At 70.3% G+C, this 17,774-nt stretch carries 18 protein-coding genes; 2 read left to right on the plus strand and 16 right to left on the minus strand.

What is annotated here, in order from left to right; translation table 11 throughout:
• Positions 1–30: 30 nt before the first annotated feature.
• Complete coding sequence (locus ACFWJ8_RS13840; RefSeq protein ID WP_378812364.1) at positions 31–612, plus strand: DUF3043 domain-containing protein; 582 nt, start codon at positions 31–33, stop codon at positions 610–612.
• Positions 613–666: 54 nt separating this feature from the next.
• On the opposite strand, the gene ACFWJ8_RS13845 is transcribed toward ACFWJ8_RS13840, so the two are convergent.
• The 7 genes from ACFWJ8_RS13845 to ACFWJ8_RS13875 form a co-directional block, all read right to left on the minus strand.
• Positions 667–1,692: a quinone-dependent dihydroorotate dehydrogenase gene (locus ACFWJ8_RS13845; RefSeq protein ID WP_378812366.1), complete on the minus strand. Its 1,026-nt coding sequence runs from the start codon at positions 1,690–1,692 to the stop codon at positions 667–669.
• A 26-nt stretch (positions 1,693–1,718) separates the two neighbouring features.
• Positions 1,719–2,213: a transcriptional regulator NrdR gene (gene nrdR, locus ACFWJ8_RS13850; protein ID WP_378812368.1), complete on the minus strand. Its 495-nt coding sequence runs from the start codon at positions 2,211–2,213 to the stop codon at positions 1,719–1,721.
• A 12-nt stretch (positions 2,214–2,225) separates the two neighbouring features.
• Entirely contained in the window at positions 2,226–3,575 is a 1,350-nt protein-coding gene (gene hisD, locus ACFWJ8_RS13855) for a histidinol dehydrogenase (RefSeq protein WP_378812370.1), read from the minus strand.
• Between the two features lie 30 nt (positions 3,576–3,605).
• Positions 3,606–4,769 carry a hypothetical protein gene (locus tag ACFWJ8_RS13860; RefSeq protein WP_378812372.1) on the minus strand — a complete coding sequence of 388 codons (1,164 nt, stop codon included), beginning with the start codon at positions 4,767–4,769 and terminating at the stop codon, positions 3,606–3,608.
• 114 nt (positions 4,770–4,883) lie between these two features.
• On the minus strand, positions 4,884–8,354 hold the full coding sequence (gene dnaE / locus ACFWJ8_RS13865; protein WP_378812673.1) for a DNA polymerase III subunit alpha: 3,471 nt from the start codon (positions 8,352–8,354) through the stop codon (positions 4,884–4,886).
• Positions 8,355–8,524: 170 nt separating this feature from the next.
• Complete coding sequence (locus ACFWJ8_RS13870) at positions 8,525–8,974, minus strand: DinB family protein (protein WP_378812374.1); 450 nt, start codon at positions 8,972–8,974, stop codon at positions 8,525–8,527.
• A 9-nt stretch (positions 8,975–8,983) separates the two neighbouring features.
• Entirely contained in the window at positions 8,984–9,553 is a 570-nt protein-coding gene (locus tag ACFWJ8_RS13875; RefSeq protein WP_378812377.1) for a GNAT family N-acetyltransferase, read from the minus strand.
• A 92-nt stretch (positions 9,554–9,645) separates the two neighbouring features.
• Between ACFWJ8_RS13875 and ACFWJ8_RS13880 the strand changes: the two genes are divergently transcribed.
• On the plus strand, positions 9,646–10,119 hold the full coding sequence (locus ACFWJ8_RS13880; protein WP_378812380.1) for an NUDIX domain-containing protein: 474 nt from the start codon (positions 9,646–9,648) through the stop codon (positions 10,117–10,119).
• A gap of 22 nt (positions 10,120–10,141) precedes the next feature.
• Here the strand turns inward: ACFWJ8_RS13880 and ACFWJ8_RS13885 are convergent, their stop codons facing one another.
• The 9 genes from ACFWJ8_RS13885 to murC form a co-directional block, all read right to left on the minus strand.
• The gene (locus ACFWJ8_RS13885) at positions 10,142–11,062 is read right to left on the minus strand and encodes an RluA family pseudouridine synthase (RefSeq protein WP_378812383.1); all 921 of its coding nucleotides are present in this window, start codon (positions 11,060–11,062) and stop codon (positions 10,142–10,144) included.
• 1 nt (position 11,063) lies between these two features.
• Positions 11,064–11,756: a signal peptidase II gene (gene lspA, locus ACFWJ8_RS13890; RefSeq protein WP_378812385.1), complete on the minus strand. Its 693-nt coding sequence runs from the start codon at positions 11,754–11,756 to the stop codon at positions 11,064–11,066.
• Positions 11,757–11,759: 3 nt separating this feature from the next.
• Positions 11,760–12,332 (minus strand): DivIVA domain-containing protein, encoded by a 573-nt coding sequence (locus ACFWJ8_RS13895; RefSeq protein ID WP_378812387.1) that lies wholly within the window; start codon positions 12,330–12,332, stop codon positions 11,760–11,762.
• A gap of 141 nt (positions 12,333–12,473) precedes the next feature.
• The gene (locus ACFWJ8_RS13900; protein ID WP_378812389.1) at positions 12,474–12,773 is read right to left on the minus strand and encodes a YggT family protein; all 300 of its coding nucleotides are present in this window, start codon (positions 12,771–12,773) and stop codon (positions 12,474–12,476) included.
• A 9-nt stretch (positions 12,774–12,782) separates the two neighbouring features.
• A complete protein-coding gene (locus ACFWJ8_RS13905) occupies positions 12,783–13,247 on the minus strand; it encodes a cell division protein SepF (protein ID WP_191170739.1) in 465 nt (154 codons plus the stop codon).
• 32 nt (positions 13,248–13,279) lie between these two features.
• Positions 13,280–13,966 (minus strand): YggS family pyridoxal phosphate-dependent enzyme, encoded by a 687-nt coding sequence (locus tag ACFWJ8_RS13910; RefSeq protein WP_378812392.1) that lies wholly within the window; start codon positions 13,964–13,966, stop codon positions 13,280–13,282.
• Positions 13,967–13,988: 22 nt separating this feature from the next.
• Complete coding sequence (ftsZ, locus tag ACFWJ8_RS13915) at positions 13,989–15,140, minus strand: cell division protein FtsZ (protein ID WP_378812394.1); 1,152 nt, start codon at positions 15,138–15,140, stop codon at positions 13,989–13,991.
• A gap of 158 nt (positions 15,141–15,298) precedes the next feature.
• Positions 15,299–16,327 carry an FtsQ-type POTRA domain-containing protein gene (locus ACFWJ8_RS13920; protein WP_378812397.1) on the minus strand — a complete coding sequence of 343 codons (1,029 nt, stop codon included), beginning with the start codon at positions 16,325–16,327 and terminating at the stop codon, positions 15,299–15,301.
• 7 nt (positions 16,328–16,334) lie between these two features.
• Complete coding sequence (murC, locus tag ACFWJ8_RS13925; protein ID WP_378812400.1) at positions 16,335–17,756, minus strand: UDP-N-acetylmuramate--L-alanine ligase; 1,422 nt, start codon at positions 17,754–17,756, stop codon at positions 16,335–16,337.
• Positions 17,757–17,774: the final 18 nt, after the last annotated feature.

A 17,774-nucleotide genomic window follows, 5' to 3' on the forward strand; every position in this document is an offset into this window, starting at 1 on the left:
ACCCCTTCTTTCGCATCTCGAGGATCAGCCGTGGCCAAGAACTCCGCACCCGCGCCGAACGACGCCCCTTCCGAGGGCACCGTCCTGAACGGCGACCCTGTCGGTAAGGGCCGCGCGACCCCGTCTCGCGCGGAACAGGAGGCCGCTCGCAAGCGCCCCCTCGTCCCCGACACCAAGGAGGCCAAGGCGCGCGCCAAGGCCGATCTCGCCGCGCAGCGCGACAAGGCGCGCATCGGCATGGCCAACGGCGACCCCCGCTACCTCCCCGCCCGCGACCAGGGTGCGCAGCGCAAATTCGCGCGTGACTGGGTCGACGGCGGCTGGCACCTCGGCGAGATCGTGATGCCGGCGATGGTGCTCGTCATCCTCGCGACCTTCGTGAACATCCCCGCGCTGCAGTTCTACGCGTTCGTGGGCCTGTGGGTCTTCATCGTGTTCGTCATCGGCGACATGGTCCTGACCTCGATCCTCGTCAAGCGCGCCGTCAAGAAGAAGTTCGGCGCCGACAAGATGGAGAAGGGCCTCGGCTGGTACGCGGCCATGCGCACCGTGCAGATGCGCTTCCTCCGCCTGCCGAAGCCGCAGGTCAAGCGCGGTCAGAAGCCGGCCTGATCCCCCGAGCCGGCCCGCAGGCCGGCTCCACGCGGCGGCGCGAGCCGCCGCGTTTCAGCGTCCCGCGGCGAGACCGCGGTTGATCTGCCGTGCCCACAGCGGGCCGCGGTACAGGAACGCCGTGTACCCCTGCACGAGGTCGGCGCCGGCATCCACTCGCTCCCGCACATCGTCAGCGGTCTCGATGCCGCCCACCGAGATGACGCAGAAGTCCGCGGGCACGGTCGCGCGGAGCAGGCGCAGCACCTCGAGCGCACGCGCCTTCAACGGCGCCCCCGAGAGCCCGCCGTCGCCCGCGGCCGCGACGGTGGCGGCGTCCGTCCGAAGGCCCTCGCGCGAGATCGTCGTGTTGGTGGCGATGATGCCTGCCAGTCCCGCGTCGACGGCGAGCTGCGCGATCGCGGCGATCTCGTCGTCGGGCAGATCGGGCGCGATCTTGACGAGCAGCGGTGTGGCCCCGGCGGCGTCGTGGACCGCATCCAGCAGGGGGCGGAGCGTCTCGACGGCCTGCAGCCCGCGCAGCCCGGGCGTGTTCGGCGACGACACGTTGACCACGAGGTAGTCGGCCAGCGGCGCCAGCAGCGTCGCGCTGCGGACGTAGTCCGGCGTCGCGTCTGCCACGTCGACCACGCGGCTCTTGCCGATGTTGACGCCGAGCACGGCGCGACGCGACCGCTTGCGGAGCCTGCGCAGGCGTACGGCTGCTGCCTCGGCGCCGTGGTTGTTGAAGCCCATCCGGTTCACGACCGCGCGGTCGGGGATGAGGCGGAACAGGCGGGGGCGCGGGTTGCCGTCCTGCGGGATCGCGGTCACGGTGCCCACCTCGACGTGCCCGAAGCCGAGCGCGTAGAGCCCGGCGGCTCCCTTGACGTCCTTGTCGAAGCCGGCGGCGACCCCGAACGGGGAGTCGAAGCGCAGGCCGAGTGCCGTCGTGGCGAGTTCGGGGGCGGGCTTCGTGACGGCACGGGAAGCCCACGAGAAGGGCGGCACGCCGATCACGCGGATGACCCGCATCGCGGCGTGGTGGGCGGATTCAGGATCCATGCGCGACAGCACGGTGCGGAAGAGAAGGGGATACATCCCTACTAGGTTAAGGGACGTGCGCCTCAGGCTTCGGCGGGAGCCGCCAGCTCGTCGGCGTCGAGCGTCGCGCGAACGTGATCCCGTCGCAGCTGCTCGATCGCCGATTCGAAGTCCTCCAGCGAATCGAACGCCTGATAGACGCTCGCGAATCGCAGGTACGCCACTTCGTCGAGGTCGCGCAGCGGCCCCAGGATCGCGAGACCGATCTCGTTCGCATCGAGCTGGGAGGCGCCCGTCTGCCGGATGCTCTCCTCGACGGTCTGGGCGAGCACCGCGAGGTCTGCATCGGTCACCGGGCGGCCCTGGCACGCCTTGCGCACCCCGGACATGACCTTCTCACGGCTGAACGGCTCGATGACGCCCGACCGCTTGATCACGTTGAGACTCGCCGTCTCGACGGTGGTGAACCGGCCGCCGCACTCGGGGCACTGCCGGCGTCGGCGGATGCTGAGGCCGTCATCGCTCGTACGCGAGTCGATGACGCGCGAGTCGGCGTGGCGGCAGAACGGGCAGTGCATGGCCCAGCCAGCCTACGCCGGGACCCCGGGCTCGGGCGCGACACCCGCCGGAGAAGTGGATGCCTCCTCGAACCGCGCGGTGACGGCCTCGCCGTGCGCGGGCAGGGCTTCTGCCTCGGCGAGGGTGACGATGGCGTCGCGCACCGCCGCGAGGGCGGCGCGGTCGTACTCGATCACCTGCTGCGGGCGCAGGAACGTCGCAGCCGAGAGTCCGGAGGAGTAGCGCGCCTGCCCGCCCGTAGGCAGGACGTGATTGCTGCCGGCGAGGTAGTCGCCGAGGCTGACCGGGGAGTCCGGGCCGACGAACACCGCCCCCGCGTGCACGAACTCGTCTGCGCGCGGATCTTCGAGGTGCAGTTCGAGGTGCTCGGGGGCGTAGGCGTTGCTGAACGCCGTCGCGGTGGCCAGATCGTCGACGAGCACGACCGCGGACTGCGGGCCGGAGAGGGCGGCGGCGACGCGCACGGCGTGCCGCGTGGCGGCCGCACGAGGGCCGATCGCGTCGAGCACGTCCTGGGCGAGCTGCTCCGACGCCGTCACGAGCACGGCCGATGCCTGCTCGTCGTGCTCGGCCTGGCTGATGAGGTCGGCGGCGACCAGCCGCGCGTCGGCGCTGTCATCGGCGACGATGAGGATCTCGGTGGCGCCGGCTTCGGCATCCGTCCCCACGAGTCCCGCGACCGCGCGCTTCGCGGCCGCGACGAAGTTGTTGCCGGGGCCGGTGACGACGTCGACCGGTGCCAGACCGAGCTCCGGGACGCCGTGCGCGAGCGCACCGATGGCGCCGGCACCGCCCATCGCGTACACCTCGGTGACCCCCAGGAGCTTGGCGGCGCCCAGGATCACGGGGTGGACGCGCCCGCCGAACTCCCGCTGCGGCGGGGAGGCGAGGGCGATCTCGACGACGCCCGCGACCTGCGCGGGCACCACGTTCATGACGACGCTCGACGGGTAGACCGCCTTGCCGCCGGGCACGTACAGGCCGACGCGGCGGACCGGCTGCCAGCGCTGCAGGACGCGGGCGCCCGGACCGAGCTCGGTGACGACGGGTGCCGGGACCTGTGCGGCCGACGCTTCTCGCACGCGGGCGATCGCCTGCTCGAGCGCCGCGCGCACGGCCGGGTCGAGCGCGTCGAGCGCCTCGTCGAGGTGCGCCGCGGGCACGCGGATGTGGTGACCGACCGCCCCGTCGAAGCGCTCGGCCTGCTCGCGCAGCGCCGTCTCGCCGCGTGTCGCGACGTCGTCGACGATGTGCGCGGCGGTCGCGAACGCCTCCTCCCGCGCCGCAGTGGCACGGGGAACGGTCGCGAGCAGTTCGGCGGGCGTCAGGGCGCGCCCGCGCAGGTCGATCGTCCGGAGCATCCGTCTACGGTACCGCGCGGGCGCAGGCCCTCAGCCTCGCGTGACGCCTGAGACGTCGTGCAGGTAGCCGATGCGCCCGTCCTCGTGGCGCACCACGAACACCTCGCCGCGGTCCTCGATCACGAGAGCCCAGGCGGTCGGGCCGATGCGGAACACCGGGATGCCGATCTCGTCGACGATGTCACGCTCTTCGGGCACGAGCGCCCAGAACGCCTGGTGCTGCGATGCGGCTACCGGCTCGGCGACGGCGACCGGCTCGGGCTGGGGTTCGGGCGCAGGCTGGGAATCCGGCTCGTGCTCCCCCACCGCGTCGGCGGCGTCGGCGACGGCGACCGGCAGGACGGTGGTGGCGGCATCCGCGTCCGCCTGGGCGTCGGCGACCGGGATCACGGTCGTGGCGTCGGTCGCGGTGTCGGCGCCGACCACGTCGCCGTCGGCGTCCCAATAGGGTGACGCGTCCGTCGCTGCGGGCTCGACCGCGGCATCGCCGCCGGGCTCGGCCGGCGCGGCGTACTCGGCGTAGACCGGGGTGGCCGCCGCCTCGGCTGCCGGAGCGGGAGCGGACTGGACGGGGCGCGGCGCAACGGGACGCGCCGGGCGCGCGACGCGATGGGCGGGCACCTCGGTGCGACCGATGAAGTCCTGGTTCAGCGGCGGGATGAACGGTGCCAGCACCGTGAGGAACACGCCGGCGAGCATCATGATGAACTCGACCCACACGACCCACGTGCCGGCGAAGACCGACTGCCCGAGCAGGGTGATGAACGACTTCCAGATGATGGCAAGCCACAGCACGGTCGAGACCGAGAACGCCACCGAGGCGAACTGATCGATGCCGAGCGAGCCGACGCGCCGGATGCCCTGCGGTGACAGGCGGCGCAGCACGATGAGGAACACGGCGACAGTGGGCACGCCGATGGTGAGCAGCCAGTCGATACCGCTCCCCCAGACCGTGGGGCCGTTGCCGATCTCGCCGTACACGGGGAAGAACGATGCGATGAAGGCGATCAGCCACGCACCGCCGAGCGAGACCTCGCGGATCGAGAAGGGGCCGACGCCGTACTGGGGTGACGCTGCGTCGATGGCGCCGTCGGACGCCGCGGGATCTTCCGTCGTGATCGTGTCGGCCTCGGCCGGCGCCTCCACGGCGACCTCAGGCCTGTTCTCTTCGGTGTACTCGTCCGTCACGATCATCCCTTCCAGCAGGCTCCCGAGGCCCGCGTCGACCCGATATTACCCACGACGCATGAGACGTCGATGAGATCCGATGCGGCGGGTGACGCTCTTCGTCACGCCGATTCCGCGGCCTCAGCCGAGGCATTGCGGGCCGAGGAGGCCCTTCAGCTCGCCGTACAGATCCGGTGTGATGCGCACCGGATGAGGCACCTCGAAGACCTTCGCCACCGCACCGCTGTGGAGCTTGAGCGACACTTCGGTGTCGCCGGCGTGCCTCTGCAGGGTCTGCAGCAGCTCGCCGATGACAGCCTCGCTCGCGCGGCGCTCCGGCATGAGCAGGACGAGCCCGCTGGACTCGTCCAGCGCGCCGAGGTCGGGGCTGAAGGCCGACTGTGCGTGGAGGTTCATGCCGTCGTCGCGGCGAGACACCCGGCCGCGGACGACGAGGATCGAGTCGGCGGTCAGCATGTGCTGGAACTCGGTGTACGTCTTTCCCATGTACATGACCGTGATCTCACCGTCGAAGTCCTCGACGGTGATCATGCCGTAGGGATTGCCGCTCTGCTTCGCGACGCGATGCTGCACGCTCGTGACCAGTCCGGCGATCGTCACCATCTCGCCGTCGGCGATGTCCTCCGAGGCCAGCAGGTCGTGGATGCTCGTGGACGCGTGCTTGGCCAACGGGATCTCGAGTCCGGCGAGCGGGTGGTCCGAGACATACAGCCCGAGCATCTCGCGCTCGAACGCCAGCTTGTCCTTCTTCGTCCACTCGGGGCGTTCGGGAACCTTCGCCGACTGCTGCGGCTCGTCTTCGCCCCACAGCGCGTCGAAGTCGAAGCCGACCTCGCCGTTGGCCTCGCGGCGCTTGTCGAGCACGGCCGCCTCGGTGGCGTCCTCGTGGACCTCCATGAGCGCGCGCCGCGTCGAGCCGAGCGAGTCGAACGCGCCGGCCTTGATCAGCGACTCGACCGTCCGCTTGTTGGCGACGTGGACCGGCACCTTCGAGAGGAAGTCGTGGAAGCTCGTGAACGTGGCGTCGGCTCGCGAGGCGACGATGCCGTCGACGACGTTCGTGCCGACGTTGCGGACGGCGCCGAGCCCGAAGCGGATGTCTTCGCCGACGGCCGCGAAGTAGCGGATCGACTGCCCGACGTCGGGCGGGAGCACCTTGATGCCCATGCGACGGCACTCGTTGAGGTACACCGCCATCTTGTCCTTGGAGTCGCCGACGCTGGTGAGCAGCGCGGCCATGTACTCGGCGGGATAGTGCGCCTTGAGGTAGGCCGTCCAGTACGAGACGAGACCGTAGGCCGCGGAGTGGGCCTTGTTGAAGGCGTAGTCCGAGAAGGGCAGCAGGATGTCCCACAGCGCCTGGATCGCGGCCTCGCCGAATCCGCGTTCGATCATCCCGTCGTGGAAGCCCTCGTACTGCTTGTCGAGCTCGGACTTCTTCTTCTTGCCCATCGCACGCCGGAGGATGTCTGCTTGGCCCAGCGAGAACCCGGCGACCTTCTGCGCGATGGCCATGACCTGCTCCTGATAGATGATCAGGCCGTAGCTGATGTCGAGGATGTCCTTCAGCGGCTCCTCGAGCTCCGGATGGATCGGGGTCACCGGCTGCAGGCCGTTCTTGCGCAGCGCGTAGTTCGTGTGCGAGTTCGCGCCCATGGGACCGGGGCGATACAGCGCGATCACGGCCGAGACGTCTTCGAAGTTGTCGGGCTTCATGAGGCGCAGCAGCGATCGCATCGGCCCGCCGTCGAGCTGGAACACGCCGAGGGTGTCGCCCCGGGTGAGCAGGTCGTACGCCGCCTGGTCGTCGAGCGCGAGGTGCTCGAGGTCGAGCTCCTCGCCGCGGTTCAGGCGGATGTTGTCGAGCGCGTCCGAGATGATCGTCAGGTTGCGCAGCCCCAGGAAGTCCATCTTGATGAGGCCGAGCGTCTCGCACGACGGGTAGTCGAACTGCGTGACGATCTGGCCGTCCTGCTCGCGGCGCATGATGGGGACGATGTCGAGCAGCGGCTCCGACGACATGATCACGCCGGCGGCGTGAACGCCCCACTGTCGCTTCAGCCCCTCGAGGCCGAGCGCACGATCGAACACCGTCTTGGCCTCGGGGTCCGTCTCGATCAGCGTGCGGAACTCGACCGCTTCCTTGTAGCGGGGATGCTGCGGGTCGAACATGCCGTCCAGCGGCATGTCCTTGCCCATCACGGCCGGCGGCATCGCCTTGGTCAGCCGCTCCCCCATGCTGAACGGGAACCCGAGAACCCGGCCGGCGTCCTTCAGGGCCTGCTTCGACTTGATGGTGCCGTACGTGACGATCTGCGCGACGCGCTCGGACCCGTACTTCTCGGTGACGTAGTCGATCACCTCGCCACGGCGACGGTCGTCGAAGTCGACGTCGAAGTCGGGCATGGAGACGCGGTCGGGGTTGAGGAAGCGCTCGAAGATGAGGCCGTGCTCGAGTGGGTCGAGGTCGGTGATCTTCATCGCGTACGCCACCATCGAGCCGGCACCGGAGCCGCGGCCGGGACCCACGCGGATCCCGTTGTCCTTCGCCCAGTTGATGAAGTCGGCGACCACGAGGAAGTAGCCGGGGAAGCCCATCTGCAGGATGATGCCGGTCTCGTACTCGGCCTGCTTGCGCACCTTGTCGGGGATGCCCCCGGGGTACCGGTAGTGCAGACCCCGCTCGACCTCCTTGATGAGCCAGCTGTCCTCGGTCTCGCCGTCCGGGACAGGGAACCGCGGCATGTAGTTCGCCGACGTGTTGAACTCGACCTTGCAGCGCTCCGCGATCAGGAGCGTGTTGTCGCACGCCTCGGGGTGGTCGCGGAAGAGCTGCCGCATCTCCTGCGCGGTCTTGATGTAGTAGCCGTCGCCGTCGAACTTGAAGCGGTTCGGATCGTCGAGCGTCGAGCCCGACTGGACGCACAGCAGGGCGGCATGGGCGTCGGCCTCGTGCTGATGCGTGTAGTGGGAGTCGTTGGTCGCGACCAGCGGGATGTCGAGGTCCTTCGCGAGCCGGAGCAGGTCCGTCATGATCCGGCGCTCGATCGACAGACCGTGGTCCATGATCTCGGCGAAGTAGTTCTCCTTGCCGAAGATGTCCTGGAACTCGGCCGCGGCCGCCCGTGCGGCGTCGTACTGGCCGAGGCGCAGACGCGTCTGCACCTCGCCCGACGGGCAGCCGGTGGTCGCGATCAGGCCTTTGCCGTACGTCTGCAGCAGCTCCCGGTCCATGCGGGGCTTGAAGTAGTAGCCCTCCATGCTCGACAGCGAGCTCAGCCGGAAGAGGTTGTGCATGCCCCCGGTGTTCTCGCTCCACAGGGTCATGTGGGTGTAGGCGCCCGAGCCGGAGACGTCGTCGCTCTTCTGCTCGGGCGAGCCCCACGCGACACGCGACTTGTCGCTGCGATGGGTGCCCGGCGTGACGTACGCCTCGAGGCCGATGATCGGGTTGACTCCCGCGGCCTGCGATGCCCGGTAGAACTCGAACGCCGCGAAGGTGTTGCCGTGGTCGGTGACCGCGATCGCCGGCATCCCGTAGTCGGCGGCCGCCTGCGTCATCGCGCCGATCTTGGCCGCCCCGTCGAGCATCGAGTACTCGCTGTGGACGTGCAGATGAACGAAGGAGTCGGATGCCACGCAACGAGTCTACGGACGACCGCGGACACCGCGGCCGGCGCCGCCGGGTGTCGGCGGGACCGGCTGCAGAGGTCGGTTCACTCTCGACCTCAAGGTGAAGGAATACCCCCGTGCGTGGGAACTCAGAACTCCTCGTCGAGGGCGTACTGCTGCTGCCACGTGTGCGGGCGATCGATGCCGAGCCCGTACAGATACCGGATGAGCTGCCCCTGGTGCATCGTCTCGTGCTCCAGCAGCGCGAGGACGTAGCGCAGCGAGTCCTCGTCGGCGGGGTCGATGCCCGTGATCCACTCGCCGAGGTCGGACGAGGTCTGGACGAACGCCGCGCGGACCACCGCGGCGTCCGCGGATCCGTCACGGTCGATCGGGCTGGAGAACCCCTGCCACTCCCCCGCCCGAGCCGCCTTGGGGAAGCTCTCGCGGGCGCCGAGCACGCACCACAGCTGATGCCCGACGGTGTCGGAGGGCAGGCCGGGCAGCGTGGAACCCAGGTGCTCGGCGGGGATCGTGTCGAGGAAGTCGAGGTACAGCGTGTTGGCGCGCTCGAGGCGGCGACGGAGGAGCTCGTTCACGCGTCCACGCTAGAGGTCGCGCCGCATGAGCACACGGGTGAACCCCGACAGCACCGACGTCGTGTCGACGGCCTTGGCGAACCCGGCCTGCTCGAACAGGCGACGTGTGCCGACGTACGCCATCGTCAGGTCGACCTTGGCGCCGTCGTTGTCGACGGGATACCCCTCGATCGCCGGCGCCCCGTGGTCGCGCGCGAAGTCGACGGCACCGTCGAGGAGCGCGTGCATGACCCCCTTCTTGCGATGCCCGGGGCGCACGCGGAAGCACCACACCGACCACACATCCTGATCGTCGATGTGCGGGATCTTGCGGAACGTCGCGAAATGCGTCTGTGACCGCGGTGCGACGGCGGCCCAGCCGACGGGCTCGTCGCCGTCGTACGCCAGCACGCCGATCGGCCCCTCCTCGTGCATGAGCCGGCGCACGCGGTCCGCGCGATCCGGGCCGCGCAGCGCGTTCGACTCCTTCGACGGGATCCGGTAGCTCAAGCAGAAGCACACGGTGGACTGCGGATTCTTCGGCCCGATCACCGCGGCCACGTCGTCGAACACGGTGGCCGGCCGCACCTCGATCGTCATGCGCCCACTATGGCCGAGGCGTCCGACATCCGGCGAGGCCATCCGGCGAGGCCACGTGCGCCGTCCTCCGACGCCGCGCCTAAGCTGACCCCATGGCCACCCCGGACTTCGTCATCGAACTGCGCCGCCACATCGGCACCACTGCCCTGCCGCTCGTCGGCGCGACGGCCGTCGTGCTGCGCGGCGACAGCATTCTGCTCGGTCGGAGGAGCGACAACGGCGCCCTCACCCCGATCACCGGAATCGTCGAACCGGGCGAGGAGCCGGCCGATGCCGCGGTGCGCGAGACGCTCGAAGAGGCGGGCGTGGTGTGCCGCGTCGAGCGCCTCGCGTGGGTGCACCAGCTGCCGCGGGTCGTGTACCCGCACGGCGACGAGGTGGACTACCTCGACCTCGTGTTCCGCTGCGAATGGGTCTCGGGCGAGCCGTACCCCGCCGACGGCGAGATGACCGAGGTCGGCTGGCATCGGCTCGACGACCTGCCCCCGCTGGAGCTTCCCGACATGTACCGCCGCATCGAGTACGCGCGCGCCGAGGGCACCGCGCGGTTCGAGGGCGGCCGCTGAACCGGCGGCGCGCGCGCAGGCGTCAGTCGCCGCGCAGCACCTCGAGCGCGTGGGCGAGGTCGGCCGGGTAGTCCGACGTGAAGGTCACCCAGTCCCCCGTCGACGGGTGGGCGAACGACAGCTCGTGCGCGTGCAGCCACTGCCGTGTGAGTCCGAGGCGCGCGGACAGCGTCGGGTCGCCACCGTAGAGCGGGTCGCCGACGCAGGGGTGACGGTGTGCCGCCATGTGCACGCGGATCTGGTGGGTGCGGCCCGTCTCGAGGTGGATCTCCAGCAGCGACGCGCCGGGGAACGCCTCGAGCGTCTCGTAGTGGGTCACCGAGTCTTTGCCGTCGGGCGTGACGGCGAACTTCCAGGAGTGCGAGGGATGCCGGCCGATCGGCGCGTCGATCGTCCCGACGAGCGGATCGGGGTGTCCCTGCACCACCGCGTGGTAGATCTTCTCGACCTCGCGCTCCTTGAAGGCGCGCTTGAGTGCGACGTAGGCACTCTCCGTCTTCGCGACGACCATGAGGCCGCTCGTCCCGACGTCGAGCCGGTGCACCACGCCCTGGCGTTCGGCGGCACCGGTCGTGGCGATGCGGTACCCGCCCGCCGCGAGGGCACCCAGCACCGTGGGCCCCTCCCAGCCGAGCGACGGGTGCGCCGCGACGCCGGAGGGCTTGTCGACCACGACGATGTCGTCGTCGTCGTACACGATGCCGAGCTCAGGCACCTCTACCGGCACGACGCGGGGCTCCTCCTTGGGTGTCCACGAGACGTCGAGCCACGAGCCGCCCCGCAGCTTGTCGGATTTCGCGAGGGTGCGACCGTCCATCGTCACGCCGCCGGCGTCGGCGACATCGGCCGCGAAGGTGCGCGAGAACCCGAGCATCTTGGCGAGCGCCGCGTCGACGCGCGTGCCGTCGAGCCCGTCGGGGACGGGAAGGCTGCGGGACTCCACGTCAGTCCCCGGACTTCGGCGGAACGGGGTCGGATGCCGCGGCGTCCGCCTCATCGTCACCGCCGGCAGGAGCGGCGGCCGCGCTGTCGGCCGCGGAGTCCTCGCCGTCGGCGGCCTCGGCATCGTGCGCAGCGGCCTCCTCGGCCTGCTCCTCAGCGAGCTTCTTCTCGCGCGAGCCGTCGAGATGGAGCCCCACGAGCACCAGGATCGCCACGCCGATCATCATCGACACGATGAACATGTCGGCGATGTTGTAGATCCCGCCGGGCATGCCGGGGATGAACCACATCCACGGGGTGTCGATGAAGTCGACCACGTGCCCGACCCCGAAGCCGGGGTCGCGGAAGAGCCGGTCGCCGAGGTTGCCCAGCACGCCCCCGAGCAGCAGGCCCAGGGCGACGGCCCACAGGCGCGAGCGCACGCGGGTCGCGGCGAGCCATACGATCACGACCACGACGGCTGACAGCGCGATCGTGAAGATCCAGGTGGCGTCCGCGCCGAGCGAGAACGCGGCCCCGGAGTTGCGGGTCAGGTAGAAGATCAGGAAGTCGCCGATGACATGGACCGGCTCCTGGAACGGCAGGTTCTGCAGCGCGAAGTGCTTCGCCAACTGGTCGGCGGCCAGCACCACCAGCGCGAGGATCGCGATGATGGCGCCGGCCGCCGCCGGACGAAGGGGTGCTCGGCCCGACAAGGGTTAGAGGCCGAGCGACGAGACCGGCTGAGCGCCGGACGTCGTCGCCGTGGTCTCGAGGTCACGCAGCTTGCCCTCGATGTAGCTGCGCAGCTGAGCGCGGTAGTCGCGCTCGAAGTTGCGGAGCTCGGTGATCTTGCTCTCGAGCCCGGTCCGCTCGCGGTCGAGCTTGGCGAGCTCCTCGCGGCCGCGGGTCTCGGCGTCCGAGACGATGGTCGCGGCCTGCGACTTGGCGTCCGAGATGAGCTGGTCGCGCTGGGCGATGCCCTCGGCGACGTGCTCGTCGTGCAGGCGCTGCGCCAGCTCGATGATGCCCGCGCTCGCGGCGGGGGCGGCGCCGGTGACCGGCGCGGCCTCGACGACCGGGGCGGGGGCGGGCTCTGCCGCGCGCGCCGGAGCGGCACCCGACTCGTACGCCGCCAGCTTGGCCTTCAGCTCCTCGTTCTCGGCGACGGCCTTGCGCCACTCGACCACGATCTCGTCGAGGAAGTCATCCACCTCGTCCGGGTCGAAGCCCTCCTTGAAGCGGACGTGCTGGAACTGCTTGGTGACGACGTCATCGGGGGACAAAGCCATGGTGATTCCTCTTTCGAGCGTCTGGGCCGATGTCGGTTAGGTCGCCGGTCGGCGGCCGTTCGTATCAGCAAAGCATAGCCGCGGCTTCTGAGAGTGTCGAAGAAGGACGACTCCCGGAAGACTCCCGGTGACGCGATCGGATCAGCCTGCGAGAGCCCGCGTGATGCTCAGCAGCACGAAGCACAGGAGCATCGTCAGGGCGAACCCGAAGTCGATCGCGATGGCCCCGATGCGCAGCGGCGGGATGAAGCGGCGGAACAGCTTGATGGGTGGGTCGGTGACCGTGTAGACGATCTCGGCAGCGACGAGACCGGCGCCGTGCGGGCGCCATTCACGGTTGAAGAACGGGATCCAGTCGAGGATCAGCCGCGCGAGCAGAACGAAGACATACAGGAGCAGCGCGAGGTTGAGGATCGCTGCGATGAGTTGGACGACTGCCACGTAGCCAGATTACGGCTGCGAGAAGGGAACCGAGTCCGGGTCGGCCTGCGCGACCGCTCCATCCCCCGATACCGCGACGTTCTCGGGCGACAGCAGGAAGACCTTGCTGGTGACCCGCTCGATGCGCCCGTAGAGCCCGAGCGACAGCCCACTGGCGAAGTCGATCAGGCGGCGCGCGTCGGCGTCGCTCATCTGCGAGAGGTTGATGATGACGGGGATGCCGTCACGGAAGTTCTCTGCGATGACCTGGGCATCCCGGTACTGCTTGGGGTGGACCGTCAGGATCTCGTTGATGGCCGCCGGCGCGGGCTGACGGACGACGGTGGGGCGATGGATCGGGGTCACGGGGGCTGCCGCCTTCTCTACGACCTTCTCGGAGGTGCGGGCACGCGGCTGCGGTGCCGGCTCTTCGTAGACCTCTTCCTCGTCGGCGAGGCCCAGGTACACCATGGTCTTCTTGAGCGGGTTCGACATCGCATCCTCCGTAGTGCTCATCTGTTCCGAGGTTAACCGCGTTCAGGCCGAGGGCCGGTGATTGCCGACCCGATACGTAGGTGTGTCGCGCCGGCCGCGATGGCCTCCGCGAAGTCGGCGGTCATCCCCGCCGAGATCCACGACGCGCCAGGGACGACGCGCCGAAGGGCGTCCGAGCAGCCGCGGAGACGCTCGAACGCGGGTGCGGGAGGCTCGTCGAGCGGGGCGACCGCCATCACACCCCGCACCCGCAGCGACGGCAGAGCGGCCGTGTGCTCGGCGAGGGCGACGACGCCGTCCGGCGACACGCCGCCGCGGCCCGGGTCGTCGGTGAGGTTCACCTGCAGCAGCACGTCGAGCACGGGCTCGTCGTCCTCGGCGGCCGCGTGCAGCGCATCGGCCAGGCGGGCGCGATCGAGCGAGTGCACGACCGTCGCCGCCGCCCGGATCGCGCGCGCCTTGTTGGTCTGCGCCTGCCCGATGAAGTGCCACCGCAGGTCGGGCCGGTCTCCGACCTCGCCCACCTTGCGGCTGAGCTCCTGCTGCCGGTTCTCCCCCACGTCGCGCACGCCGAGCCCGTACAGCTCGTCGACGAGCGACGCGGGGTGGAACTTCGTCACCACGATGCGGGTGAGCTCGGACGGATCGCGACCGGCTGCGCGTGCGGCATCCGCGATCCGTCCATCCACCTCCGCGAGACGCGACCAGAGTTCTCCCACGGTTCCTGAGCCAGCCGACGGGTTACTTCAGGAAGTCGGGGATGTCGAGATCGTCGTCGCTGAACGCCGAGTCGTAGGACGACTCGGTGACGGCGCCGACGGTCACCGGCACGGCCGGCGGCTCGACGACATCGCGGTCCTTCGCGGCCTCGTCGGCCGGCGTCACCGGCAGCGCCGGCGTCGAGACGACACGCGCGGCCGTGATCGGCTCGATGCGGGCCTGCGGCTCGCCGCCGTCGAAGCCCGCCGCGATGACCGTGACGCGCACCTCGTCGCCGAGGGTGTCGTCGATGACCGTGCCGAAGATGATGTTGGCCTCGGGGTGCGCGGCCTCCTTCACCAGCTGCGCGGCGTCGTTGATCTCGAAGATGCCGAGGTTCGAACCGCCCTGGATCGACAGCAGCACGCCGTGCGCGCCCTCGATCGAGGCTTCGAGCAGCGGCGACTCGACCGCGAGCTCGGCGGCCTTGATGGCGCGGTCGGCTCCCCGTGCCGAGCCGATGCCCATGAGCGCCGACCCTGCGCCCTGCATGACCGACTTGACGTCGGCGAAGTCGAGGTTGATGAGACCGGGCGTCGTGATGAGGTCGGTGATGCCCTGCACACCGGCGAGGAGCACCTGGTCGGCCGTGGCGAACGCCTCGATCATCGAGATGCCGCGGTCGCTGATCTCGAGCAGCCGGTCGTTCGGCACCACGATGAGGGTGTCGACCTCTTCCTTGAGGCGTGCGACGCCGGACTCGGCCTGCTGCTGGCGACGACGACCCTCGAAGGAGAAGGGCTTCGTCACGACACCGATCGTGAGTGCTCCTATCGACTTCGCGATCTTCGCGACCACGGGTGCGCCGCCGGTGCCGGTGCCGCCGCCCTCTCCCGCCGTGACGAAGACCATGTCGGCGCCGCGCAGCGCCTCCTCGATCTCCTCGGCGTGGTCCTCGGCCGCGCGTCGGCCCACCTCGGGGTCGGCACCCGCGCCGAGGCCCCGGGTCAGCTCGCGGCCGACGTCGAGCTTGACGTCGGCGTCGCTCATCAGCAGCGCCTGGGCGTCGGTGTTGATGGCGATGAACTCGACACCCCGCAGGCCGAGCTCGATCATGCGGTTGACCGCGTTGACGCCGCCGCCGCCGACGCCGACGACCTTGATCACGGCGAGGTAGTTCTGGTTCTGGCTCATGCCGGCCCCCTGGCTTGTAAACCTTCAACCTCTAGTAGAGGTATAAAGAATTGCCCGGTATGCAATTCCGCTGTGTCGAAAGTAAGCCGACGCCGCCGCGCAGCACGGAACGAGTCGGCGTGTCGCGGCAACTGTGGGCGAAATCGGCGACGAGCGCGTCAGCGCACGACGACGGCCTCGGGCGAGGAGACGTCGTAGGTGTAGACGTCCTGCGGCGGCCTGCCCGCCATCGTCTTCTGCAGCACGACGGCCTTCAGGGCCGAGTCCTCGGCGTTGCCCCACACGACCTGCGTGTTGGTGCCGCCGAGCGTGAGGGTGACATCGTCGGGAGTGGATGCCGACACGGCCGTCACCTGCGCACGGATGTCGTCGGGCAGCGACCTCATCACCTGGCCGGCCGCCGCGAACGCGTCGGACTTCACGCCGCCCGTGATCGTGAGCAGGGGGGTGCCGGCGCTCGGCGTCGCGGCCGTCGACAGCGCGACGCCCGCGGCGTCGACGAGCGTGTAGCCGGCGCGCGTCTCGATGAGCCCGATGGGCGTGCGCTCGACGATGCGGACCACGAGCTCATGCGGCGGCCGCGCCTCCAGCGCGTACGTCTCGACGAGCGGGAACGCGACGAGCGCCTTCTTGACGGCGCTCTCGTCGACGAGCGGCAGCGGCGTGCCCAGCTGGCCCGACAGCGCATCGGCCACCTCGGTCGCGTTCAGCTGCTGCGCCCCCACGATGGAGATCTTCTCGACCCCGAACAGTGGGCTGTACGCCGCGCCGACGGTGCCGAGGGCGAGCACGACGATGGATGCCGCGGCCCCGAGCCAGACGGCGCGCCGCCGTCGCTGGCGCACGGTGAAGCGGCGCACCTCCGCGCGCAGCGCCTTGCGGCGGGCGCGGGCGGCCTTCCAGACCTCGCGGAAGCCGACCTCGTCACCACCGGCGGCCGCCGCGTCGCCGGCACCGGCGTCCGCAGCGGGAGCGGCGTCCACCTGGCCAAGGTCCGCTGCGAGCGGGATGACCGGGGCCGTCGGATGCTCGGCGGCGACGGTGTCGGCGTTCCGGGCCGCGGGGTCGGCCGGGAGGACGGCATCCCTCACCGCGTCGTCCACGACGGCACGCGGCGCCGGCGGGGCGGCCGGAGCCGCGCCGCGCGTGACGGCGGGCGGCTGCGGCAGCGGCGAGGGACGGCGCATGCGGGCCCTACTCCCCCGATGCCGGCGGGACGGAGTGCGAGCCCGAGAGCGCCTCGAGCACCTGCGGGATGATGAGGTAGACGTTGCCGCAGCCGAGCGTGATGACGTAGTCGCCCTCGCGCGCGACGGTCGCGGTGTAGTCGGCGGCCTGCTGCCAGTCGGGCACGTAGTGCACGTGCGACGGATCGGCGAACGCGCCGCTGACGAGCTCCCCGGTCACCCCCGGCACGGGATCTTCGCGGGCGCCGTAGACGTCGAGCATCACGGTGTGGTCGGCGTAGCGCTCGAGCACCTCGGCGAACTCGCGGTACATCTCCTGCGTGCGCGAGTACGTGTGCGGCTGCTGGATCGCGATGATGCGGCCGTCGCCCACGACCGTGCGCGCGGCGGCGAGGGCCGCGGCAACCTCGGTCGGGTGGTGCGCGTAGTCGTCGAAGACGCTGACGCCCCGTTCGACGCCGTGCAGCTCGAACCGCCGGATCGTGCCCGCGAAGCCCTCGACCGCCCGGACCGCGGGCTCGAGGTCGTGACCGAGGGTCAGCAGCACGGCGACCGCGCCGGCGGCGTTGATCGCGTTGTGCGCGCCGGGGATCGGCAGCTGCGCCTCGACCGTCGCGCCGTCGTGCGTGAGGCGGAACGAGACGGGCCCGTCGGTGACGATGTCGCTGACGCGGACGGTGGCGTCGGCCGCCTCGCCGAACGTCACGACGTGCGGGTGGGTGAGCTGCGCCGCCACCCGCTGCGCACCGGCGTCGTCGGACGAGATCACGACGGCTTCGCGCGCCTCGTTCGCGAACCGGGCGAACGCGGCGTAGAACGCGTCGCGCGTGCCCCAGTGGTCGAGGTGGTCGGGATCGACGTTCGTGATGAGGGCGATCGACGTGTCGTACAGCAGGAAGGTGCCGTCCGACTCGTCGGCCTCGATGACGAAGACGTCGTCGGAGCCGGTGCCGCTGGAGACGCCGAGCTGGGCGATGACGCCGCCGTTGACGAAGGTGGGGGCGACGCCGAGGTCGCGCAGCGCGGTCACGAGCATGCCGGTCGACGTGGTCTTGCCGTGCGCGCCGGCGACCGACACGAGACGGCGCCCGCCGATCAGCCAGTGCAGCGCCTGCGACCGGTGGATGACGTGGAGCCCGCGCTCCTTGGCCAGCACGAACTCGGGGTTCTCGGGCCAGATCGCACCGGTGTGGATCACGGTGTCGACATCGTCGGCGAGGTTGCCGGCGTCGTGGCCGACGTGCACGGTCGCGCCGAGCTCGGCGAGCTCGCGCAGCGCCTTGCTGTCGGCGCGGTCGGAGCCCGACACGCGGATTCCGCGCTCCAGGAACATGCGGGCGAGCCCCGACATGCCGGATCCGCCGATTCCGATGAAGTGGGCGGCGGTGATGTCGTCGGGGATGGGAAGGCTGAGATCGGGTCTGATCATGACCCGTCAATCCTAAGT

The sequence above is a fragment of the Microbacterium sp. NPDC058389 genome (assembly GCF_042722305.1).
Classification (GTDB): Bacteria; Actinomycetota; Actinomycetes; order Actinomycetales; family Microbacteriaceae; genus Microbacterium.

Bases quoted from the DNA above. Each gene is read 5' to 3' on its own strand.
- hisD (WP_378812370.1), bottom strand. From the start codon at position 3,575: ATGCTCCGGACGATCGACCTGCGCGGGCGCGCCCTGACGCCCGCCGAA.
- ftsZ (WP_378812394.1), bottom strand. From the start codon at position 15,140: ATGAGCCAGAACCAGAACTACCTCGCCGTGATCAAGGTCGTCGGCGTC.
- nrdR (WP_378812368.1), bottom strand. From the start codon at position 2,213: ATGCACTGCCCGTTCTGCCGCCACGCCGACTCGCGCGTCATCGACTCG.
- ACFWJ8_RS13880 (WP_378812380.1), top strand. From the start codon at position 9,646: ATGGCCACCCCGGACTTCGTCATCGAACTGCGCCGCCACATCGGCACC.
- dnaE (WP_378812673.1), bottom strand. From the start codon at position 8,354: ATGCTCGACGGGGCGGCCAAGATCGGCGCGATGACGCAGGCGGCCGCC.
- murC (WP_378812400.1), bottom strand. From the start codon at position 17,756: ATGATCAGACCCGATCTCAGCCTTCCCATCCCCGACGACATCACCGCC.
- ACFWJ8_RS13905 (WP_191170739.1), bottom strand. From the start codon at position 13,247: ATGTCGAACCCGCTCAAGAAGACCATGGTGTACCTGGGCCTCGCCGAC.
- ACFWJ8_RS13920 (WP_378812397.1), bottom strand. From the start codon at position 16,327: ATGCGCCGTCCCTCGCCGCTGCCGCAGCCGCCCGCCGTCACGCGCGGC.
- ACFWJ8_RS13845 (WP_378812366.1), bottom strand. From the start codon at position 1,692: ATGTATCCCCTTCTCTTCCGCACCGTGCTGTCGCGCATGGATCCTGAA.
- ACFWJ8_RS13895 (WP_378812387.1), bottom strand. From the start codon at position 12,332: ATGGCTTTGTCCCCCGATGACGTCGTCACCAAGCAGTTCCAGCACGTC.
- ACFWJ8_RS13875 (WP_378812377.1), bottom strand. From the start codon at position 9,553: ATGACGATCGAGGTGCGGCCGGCCACCGTGTTCGACGACGTGGCCGCG.
- ACFWJ8_RS13860 (WP_378812372.1), bottom strand. From the start codon at position 4,769: ATGATCGTGACGGACGAGTACACCGAAGAGAACAGGCCTGAGGTCGCC.